The organism is Corallococcus llansteffanensis (genome assembly GCF_003612055.1).
GTDB lineage: Bacteria > Myxococcota > Myxococcia > Myxococcales > Myxococcaceae > Corallococcus > Corallococcus llansteffanensis.
On sequence record NZ_RAWB01000441.1, the window covers coordinates 1 to 8383 of the forward strand.

The following is an 8383-nucleotide window of genomic DNA, read 5'->3' on the forward strand; positions in this document are numbered from 1 at the left end:
GGCCGCCGCCACCCCAGCAGCCGCGCCCCCCGGGACCGCCACCCCGCGGCAGCGGGCGGGCTGAAGGCCGCGCCGCGCGCTCAGCGCGGGACGAACCAGCGGGGCAGCCAGTCCGCGCCCTTCGCCGTGGTGAGCCGCGTCTGGCCCGTGCCGTCCGCGCGCATGAGGTACAGGTCGGTGTCGCCGTCGCGCTCGGAGACGAACACCAGGGCCTTGCCGTCCGGGCTCCACGCCGGCATGTCGTCGCGGTGGGTGCCGTCCGTCAGCGCCACCGGGGCGCCGCCCGCCACCGTCGCCACCCAGATGCGGCTCTTGCCGTCCTCCAACCGCGCCACGTACGCCACGCGCTGGCCGTCCGGACTGAAGGCCGCCTCGCGCTCGTCGCCCGCGAAGCCCTCGCCGGACAGGGCGCGCACGTCGGAGCCGTCCGGCCGCACCAGGTACACCCGCTCCCGGCGCTCGCGGTTGCTCACGAACGCAAGCCACCGGCCGTCCGGGCTCCACTGCGGCGAGCGGTCCTCCATGTAGAACGTGGTGATGCGGCGGGGCTCGCCCGTGCCGTCCGCGCGGTAGACGTAGACCTCCGGGTCTCCCTCGCCGCTGCACACGCAGGCCACCTCCGTGCCGTCCGGGGACACCGCCGGCTCGAAGCAGCCCTGCTTCACGTGCGTCACCGGCGTGTCGACCGCGTTCGCCACGAGCGGCAGGCGCACCACGTCGCTGAAGCCCTGCGCGTCCGACTCGGTCACGAGCCACTTGCCGTCCGGGCCCCAGCTCGCGTTGCGCGCGCGGGGCCTGGGCGGATGCAGCGCCACCGCCGCCCCTCCGGAGAGGGGTTGCGCGCGCAGTTGCTGGAACACGCCCCCGTTCGCCTCGCCCGACGCCACCACCAGCAGCGTGCGGCCGTCCGGCGACGGCGGGCCGGGGTACTCGTCCTCCGGCGCGGAGGTGACCTGCGTCTCCTCGCCCGCGGGCGTCACCCGCCACACGTCCTTCTGTCCCGCCCGCTCGGAGAGGAAGACGATGGTGCCCGGCAGGGCCCGCCGCTCCGCTTCCGAGAGGGACTGCGATGGGGAGGGGACACCGGGGGCCGTGGCGGAGGCGCCGCCACAGCGGCCCTCGCAGCCCACGGCACCCAGCAACCCGAGCACGGCCCACCAGCGCCGTGCCCGGAGGGGCCCGAAACGCGGCTTCCGTTCAAGGCCCCGCGTCACGTCAGCGCACCCGGATGGCGTCGGCGATGACCACCGAGCCCGCGGCCTGCCAGCGGCTCAGCTGCACCTTGTTCCAGCCGGCGCTGAAGTTGTACGTGCCCAGCGCCACCCACTTGGCGCCATTGATCTGCTGGTTCGTGGTGGCCGTGCCCAGGTTGGCGCCTTCCGCGTTGAAGGAGATGAACGCCGCGGCGGTGGAGCGGTTCGTGCCCGCCACCCACCAGCCGTCCACCGTGCGCGTCTGCGCCGTGGGCAGGTAGAACCAGAACGTCGCCGGCGCGGAGATGGCCTCCGTGGCCGCGAAGTAGTAGCCGCTGCCGAAGTAGCCGGTGCTGGAGCCCGCCGTCCACGCGCCCGTCAGCTCGAAGCGGGCCTTGGCCGCGTCGTTGTTGGCGTTGTTGCTGTCGACGACGATCTCACCCGCCGGCACGGTGCCGCCGCAGTAGCTGTTGATCTTGCTGATGTACGTCGACCACGGCCAGTTGGGACCCGGGTCCGTGCGCGTCGCGGGCTGCAGGCGGCCGTGCGCCACGATGTGGTAGCTGTCCTTCACGATGGCGTTGTCGCGCGCGATGTCGCACGACAGCTTCGCGGACGCGTCGATCTGCCCCGCCGGGAAGCTCGTCTGGCTGGCGAACCCGCCGTGCTCGATGCCGATGGTGAAGTTGTTGGCCGACGTGCCGTTGAGCCAGCACTCCTTGCCGCCGTTGAGGTTGCAGTCGTAGGTGGCGCCGATGTGCCAGCCGCGGCTGGACTCGCGCACGAGCTGCGAGACCTCGCTGCCGCTCTCGTTCACCACGTAGTGCGCGCTCACGCCGGCGTCGGGGTTGACGAGCCAGCCCCAGCACCCGGCGTAGTTGCCCTCACAGGTGTGGATGATGATCATCGACGGGTCGCCACCGGCGCCCGCGGGACGCGCGTTGTAGTTGGGCGACGGATGCCAGATGGCCGCCGCGTAGTCCGGACCCGCCGCCATCGCCCTCACCTGCGGGCGGGCGAACTTCGCCTCCACCTTCACGGGCTCCAGGGAGGCCGCCACCGAGCCATCCGTGTTGAGCGCCACCGCGCCCTCGTTGAGGACCGCGTACACGCCGCGGTGCACGTGCTCCGCCTGCGCGTCCGGGTTGCGGATGCCGCTCAGCCGCGCGACCACGGACGCCCACGCGCCCAGGTCCCCGCGCTCCACGTTCGCCTCCGTGGCGAGCCGGGAGAGCAGCGCCGCGCCCGCGCGGATGTTCGCCGCCGCGTCCGTGCGCGCCGCTTCCACCGACACGCCCGCCAGCGCCGCGCCCTGCTCCAGGTCCGTGCCACGCAGGGCCATCAGGCCGAACGCGGGCGACTGGCCCGGGAACTCCTCCGTGCCCTTCACCATCTGCCAGCGCGTCTCCGAGTAGGAGACCGCCTTGAGCAGCTCCGCCGGGACGTTGAACTCCTGGGCGGCCTGCGCGAACAGCGGATCCAGCTCACGCGGCTGGCTGCTGCCGGCCGTGTCCGTCGACGGCTGCGACGGCGTCTCGGCGGGAGCGGGCGTCTCCGTGGGCTGCGCCTGGGGACCACACGCGGACAGCACCAGGGCTGCGGCGGCCGCCGCGAACGGATTGCGGAACGTTGACATGAGGTGACTCCAAAGTCGGGGGAGGGACTCCACGGGCCGCCCCCGCATTCCCACGGGAGAGACCGGCGCCGCTTCTACAGCACCATGCGTGCCAGACCCTTCCAGCCCGTTACCTTCGTCCAGTTTTCTTCCGCATCGGTGCATCCATGCACCACTTCCCCAAAGCCCCCCGAGCCCATAGAGTTCCTCAAACGCCTGAAATCATGGAATTGCCTACATCCCCGGGACATGCTTTTCCGTCCATTGAGAGGAGTGGTGCATGGGTGTCCCACTGACGTGTTCCAGGACATCCGTGACGTAATGGATTGTTACACGACTTCCTGTATTTATCGCTATTTGAAGCCCTGGCGGACCCCCAGGGCGAGCCGCCCTGGGGGCGGGGGCGCGCGAAGGGCCAACATCCGGTCAGGCCATCCGCTATGACGCCAGCATCATGCGGCTCTTCGGCATCGGCGACACGCACCTGCCCTCCACGCGGCAGAAGGACATGCACCGCTTCGGCTGGACGGACCACCCGCTCCCGCTGCAACGCGCGTGGGACGAACGGGTGCGGCCGGAGGACGCGGTCATCGTCGCGGGCGACATCTCCTGGGCCACGCGGACCACGGAGGTGATGGAGGACCTGGCGTGGCTGGACGCGCGGCCGGGGCGCAAGGTGCTGGTGCGCGGCAACCACGACTACTGGTGGGGCGACTCCGCGTCCAAGCTGCGCAAGCTGCTGGAGCCGTTCCGCACGCTGGAGGGCTTCCTGCACAACAACGCGGTGGTGCTGGGGCCGTGGGTCATCGCCGGCACCCGGCTGTGGACCGCGCCCGAGGCCCCGCCCATGCCCGGCGGCGAGATGGGCGACGAGCCCATCGACGCGGGCTACGTGGAGCGCGAGACGCGCAGGCTGGCCACGTCGCTGGAGGACGCGCGCAAGAAGGAGCAGCAGAGCCCCACGCCGCTCACGCGCATCGTCGCGGTGCACTTCCCGCCGGTGTACGCCAACGAGCGGGCCACCGCGTTCAGCGACCCCATTGAGGCCTTCGCCCCCAAGGTCTGCGTGTACGGCCACCTGCACGCGGGCGGCATCGCGGCGGGCTTCACCGGCGAGCGGGCGGGCGTGCGCTACGTGCTCGCCTCGTGTGACGCCGCGGGCTTCGCGCCGATGCTGCTGGACGAGCGCTGAACCGCGCCTGGGAGCGATACGACCCACCACGTCGGGCTGGAATCCCTGTCACGGAACGTTGTTCCCGAGCGTCTCACCAGATAGGGCTCACGGGGCGGGTGCTTTGTCGACAGGTGTGAGTGTCCCGTTAAGCTGGAGTCGGCTTCCTCTCGCGGGAAGCAAGGAGTGGAAGTCATGCCGTCGGACAAGGCCGAGCTCGCCGCCAGGATCGCCATCCTCCAACCAGGGGACTCCGTCCGCGGCCTCATCTTCAAGTCCGTGTTCGGCCTGGTGCAGCAGCACGCGGGCGCGAACGGGATGGAGAAGATTCGCGTGGGGGAGCTGGACCACGACTACGCGGAGCTGCGCTCGTACCCGGCGAAGGAGCTGCTGCTCCTGATGTTCGCCGTGGCGGACCTGCTGGAGGGGACGCTCGGGTCGGTGGAGGCGGTGTTCCAGGCCTGCGGCGAGGTGAGCATCACGCGCTACTCCACCGGACCGGGGATGCTCATCTTCGGCATCATCTCCCGGGGTGATCCGCAGAAGCTCTTCGCGGGCGCGCAGATGGCGTACAGCGCGGCGGTGTCCTACGGCAACCGCGAGTACCTCACCACGGGGACGAAGTCCGGCACCCTGCGCATGCGCCGGGACATGATGCCGCCCGCGTACCATGTGGGCATCCTCACCGGTTCGCTCAAGGTGCTGGGACTCACGGGCAAGGCCACCGCGAGGCCGCAGGGCATCGACCGCGTGGAATACGACATCCAGTGGGCCTGACGGAGCGCTTCAGTCCACGCGGGTGAAGGTCACGTCCAGCTGCGCGACGACGCGCTCGCCCACCGACGCCGTGCAGGCGAAGGTGTGGTCGGCGCCGCGCACCTGCTTGCGGTGGGCCCCGAAGACGACGGTCTGCCCCGCGTAGGCCAGGCTGTCCGCGGACAGCTTCACGTCCTTCGCCACGAAGCGGGCGGTGTCACACTGCTCCAGCGAACGGCCCAGCGTGGTGGCCATGCGCGTCATGCCGCCCGCGACGACGGCCACCGGCATCACCGGGTGCATCGCGAAGTGGCCCTTGCACAGCTCCGGGGTGACGCCCAGCGACGCGCGCAGGGTGCCGCCCTCCAGCTGCCAGTCCGTCAGCTCCAGCGGCTTGCTGTACGGGTTCTGCCGCAGCTTCGCCCACTCCTCCGGGGTGCGCTGCACGTTGTCCGCGGGCCGGGGCGCGGCGCGCATCTCCAGCTTCGCCTGACCGAACAGGCGGGTGAAGGCGGCGGCGGACAGCACGTTGTAGTCCACCTCCAGCCGGAACAGCGGCGTGCCGTCCGACAGGGACAGCAGCGTGCGCGCCGTGCAGGTGCGCTTGCCCGTGTACTCCGCCTGCGCCAGCGCCCACAGCAGGTCCGTGGTGCGCTCCTGGGCGGAGGGCTGCAGCCACTGACCGCGCGCGGCGCTCGCCAGGTAGAAGTGCTGCCCGTCCTTGGGCGCCACCAGCGCCGAGGCGCACGAGCCCAGGATGGCCAGGTGACGGCCCGCCTCGCCCAGCCCGATGGGCATCGCCTGCGCGTCGGGGTCCATCTGCACCGGAACGCGCGCCACCACCTCACCCGGCAGCACCGTCACGTCCTTGAGCGCGAAGTACGGATCGCGAACGCAGATGCGCGGGTACAGCTCCTGCGCGCTCAGCACCGTGTAGGGCGCCGCCTCCGACAGAGGCATCAGCGGCTGGTTCACCCACGGCATGGCGGACGTCGCGGAGGACGCCGAGGAAGACATGGGGGCAGGGGCGATGGCCTGGAGCATGGAAGGTCTGACCTCGTTTCAGACGCCGGGTGGCGGGGGACACCTGGCCGGAGAGTAACCAAGTTTGCTTACGTCAGGACAGGAATTTTTTCTGCCCCGCGAAAAGATTCTCGATTCATCGGCCGAAGTGTTGCTGCCCCACCGTATTTTTTTATCCAAGCCGGAATTTATGGGCCCCAGCGGGGCAAGATGCGGCAGGAAGGGGCCTCCGTAAACCCCCGTCCGACACGCAGTGTCAACCATTGACGGGTCATATCGACCCCACGGCTTTCCCCCTATCCCAAGTGATTCCAAGCACTTGGAAGTGAGGGGAAACGGCCCGATATCCAGGACGCGAGGTGAGGATTCAAAAGAATTCCTACTCGCGCGGTGAAGTCGGGGTGCGTCAGCCCCGGAGCCCGATGGGGGCTCCGGCGCCGGGCTCCGGCGGCGGAAATCAAAGCTCCACCTGGCTTCCCAGCTCCACGACGCGGTTGGGCGGGATGCGGAAGTAGGCGGTGGCGCTGCGGGCGTTGCGGCTCATCCAGGAGAAGAGGGCCTCGCGCCACACGGCCATGCCGGGCTTCTTGGTGGGGATGAGCGTTTCGCGGCCCAGGAAGAAGCTGGTGCCCATGAGCTGGAACTGGAGCCCCTTCTCCCGGCAGCGCTTGAGGACGTCCGGGATGCCCGGGTTCTCCATGAAGCCGTAGCGGGCGATGACGCGCACGAAGCCCTGCTCCAGGGGCTCCACCTCCACGCGCTCCACGCCCACCACGTGGGGGATGTCCTCCGCGATGATGGTGAGCAGCACCACCTGCTCGTGCAGCACCTTGTTGTGCTTGAGGTTGTGCAGGAGCGCGGGCGGGGTGCCCTCCGGGTTGCCCGTCATGAAGATGGCGGTGCCGGGCACGCGCACCGGCGGGTGGTCCCCGAAGCTGCCCAACAGGTCCTTGAGGCTGATGCTGGACGCGCGCAGCTTGGCCGCGAGGATGTCGCGCCCGCGCTTCCACGTCGTCATGAGGGTGAAGATGCAGACGGCGAGCAGGAGCGGGAACCAGCCGCCGTCGGGGATCTTCACCGCGTTGGCGCCGAAGAAGGCCACGTCCACCAGCATGAACACGCCCACGATGGGCAGCGCCACGGCGCGGCGGACGCCCCAGCGCTCGCGGGCCACCACGTAGGCGAGCACCGTGGTGATGCCCATGGTCGTCGTCACCGCGATGCCGTACGCGGCCGCCAGCCGGCTGGAGGAGCCGAAGCCCAGCACCAGCGCCACCACGCCCACCAGCAGCACGCCGTTGAGGCCGGGCAGGTAGATCTGCCCCATCTCCTCCGCGGACGTGTGCACGACCTCCATGCGCGGGCTGTAGCCCAGCTGCATCGCCTGCCGGGTGGTGGAGAAGGAGCCGGAGATGAGCGCCTGCGAGGCGATCACCGCGGCGGCGGTGGACAGGGCGACGAGCGGGTACAGGGCCCAGTCCGGGGCCAGGAGGAAGAAGGGGTTCCTGGCGGCCTCGGCATGGCGCAAGAGCAGCGCGCCCTGGCCCAGGTAGTTGAGCACCAGCGACGGCAGCACGAGCATGAACCAGGCGCGCCGGATGGGCCCCGCGCCGAAGTGGCCCATGTCCGCGTAGAGCGCCTCGCCGCCCGTCACCACCAGGATGACGGCGCCCAGCACCAGGAAGCCGTGCCACCCGTTGTCGATGAAGAAGGTCACGGCGTGCACGGGCGACAGCGACCAGAGCACCGCGGGGTTGTGCAGGAGCTCCTTCACGCCCAGCACCGCCAGGGTCAGGAACCACACGCACATGAGCGGGCCGAACACCGCGCCGATGCCCGCCGTGCCCTTTCGCTGCACGAGGAACAGGAGCGCCAGGATGACGAGCGAGATGGGAATCACGTACGGCTGGAAGACGGGGGTGGCCACGCTCAGGCCCTCCACCGCGCTCAGCACGGAGATGGCCGGGGTGATGACGCCGTCGCCGTAGATGAGGGCCGCGCCGAAGATGCCCAGGGTGATGAGCACCGGCCGCGCGCGGTGCGACTGCCCCCGGGGCCGCTGCATGGCCAGCGCCATCAGCGCCAGGATGCCGCCCTCGCCCCGGTTGTCCGCGCGCATCACGAAGATGAGGTACTTCACCGACACGACGATGATGAGCGACCAGACGATGAGGGACAGCACGCCCAGCACGTTGGACGGCGTCGGGGGGACGCCGTGCGTGCCGGAGAAGCACTCGCGCAGGGCGTACAGCGGGCTGGTACCAATGTCTCCGTAGACGATGCCCAGCGCGCCCAGCGCCAGCATCGCGATGCGTTTGGGAGAATCCGGCCCCTCCGAAGAGGCGGCCGTCGAATCCGAGGGTGCGTTCACGGCCCCCGCTTTAGCCGAACCCCGGGCCGCCGCAACCGAAGCCGTGCCGTTCCTTTGCTTTCCAACCGCCCCAGGGTGTTCCCATGTGCGCCGCTTGCTTCCTGCCCTCAAGGGTGCCGTGCCGGGGAACGAGGCCCCTGTGGTCCACCAACGGTTGCGGGGTCTGGGTGTCCTGCATCCGTGAAAGCGGGGATGGCGGGACCTTGGACGCACAGCGTCCGGGGCGGGGGCGTGCTCCCATGACAGGGCACCGG

General features: G+C 70.3%; 6 protein-coding genes. 2 read left to right on the forward strand and 4 right to left on the reverse strand.

Features of this window, described 5'->3' with window-relative positions:
* Nucleotides 1–80: 80 nt before the first annotated feature.
* Both D7V93_RS31180 and D7V93_RS31185 read right to left on the reverse strand, forming a co-directional pair.
* Nucleotides 81–1151 carry a TolB family protein gene (locus tag D7V93_RS31180; RefSeq protein ID WP_372338361.1) on the reverse strand — a complete coding sequence of 357 codons (1071 nt, stop codon included), beginning with the start codon at nucleotides 1149–1151 and terminating at the stop codon, nucleotides 81–83.
* A 64-nt stretch (nucleotides 1152–1215) separates the two neighbouring features.
* Nucleotides 1216–2829, reverse strand: coding sequence for an N-acetylmuramoyl-L-alanine amidase (locus D7V93_RS31185; protein WP_120646852.1), 1614 nt, complete (start codon nucleotides 2827–2829; stop codon nucleotides 1216–1218).
* Nucleotides 2830–3262: 433 nt separating this feature from the next.
* On the opposite strand from D7V93_RS31185, the gene D7V93_RS31190 reads away from it, so the two are divergent.
* Together D7V93_RS31190 and D7V93_RS31195 are read left to right on the forward strand one after the other, a co-directional pair.
* The gene (locus D7V93_RS31190; protein ID WP_120646853.1) at nucleotides 3263–4000 is read left to right on the forward strand and encodes a metallophosphoesterase; all 738 of its coding nucleotides are present in this window, start codon (nucleotides 3263–3265) and stop codon (nucleotides 3998–4000) included.
* A gap of 174 nt (nucleotides 4001–4174) precedes the next feature.
* Nucleotides 4175–4756, forward strand: a complete 582-nt coding sequence (locus D7V93_RS31195; protein WP_120646854.1) for a DUF2378 family protein — start codon at nucleotides 4175–4177, stop codon at nucleotides 4754–4756.
* 9 nt (nucleotides 4757–4765) lie between these two features.
* Here D7V93_RS31195 and D7V93_RS31200 read toward each other — a convergent pair whose 3' ends face one another.
* Both D7V93_RS31200 and D7V93_RS31205 read right to left on the reverse strand, forming a co-directional pair.
* Complete coding sequence (locus D7V93_RS31200) at nucleotides 4766–5779, reverse strand: hotdog family protein (protein WP_120646855.1); 1014 nt, start codon at nucleotides 5777–5779, stop codon at nucleotides 4766–4768.
* A 436-nt stretch (nucleotides 5780–6215) separates the two neighbouring features.
* A complete protein-coding gene (locus D7V93_RS31205; protein ID WP_120646856.1) occupies nucleotides 6216–8063 on the reverse strand; it encodes a potassium transporter Kup in 1848 nt (615 codons plus the stop codon).
* Between the last annotated feature and the right edge of the window lie 320 nt (nucleotides 8064–8383).

Excerpts from the sequence above, each read along its gene's own strand:
- D7V93_RS31185 (WP_120646852.1), bottom strand. The coding sequence starts at position 2,829 with ATGTCAACGTTCCGCAATCCGTTCGCGGCGGCCGCCGCAGCCCTGGTG.
- D7V93_RS31190 (WP_120646853.1), top strand. The coding sequence starts at position 3,263 with ATGCGGCTCTTCGGCATCGGCGACACGCACCTGCCCTCCACGCGGCAG.
- D7V93_RS31195 (WP_120646854.1), top strand. The coding sequence starts at position 4,175 with ATGCCGTCGGACAAGGCCGAGCTCGCCGCCAGGATCGCCATCCTCCAA.
- D7V93_RS31200 (WP_120646855.1), bottom strand. The coding sequence starts at position 5,779 with ATGCTCCAGGCCATCGCCCCTGCCCCCATGTCTTCCTCGGCGTCCTCC.
- D7V93_RS31205 (WP_120646856.1), bottom strand. The coding sequence starts at position 8,063 with ATGCTGGCGCTGGGCGCGCTGGGCATCGTCTACGGAGACATTGGTACC.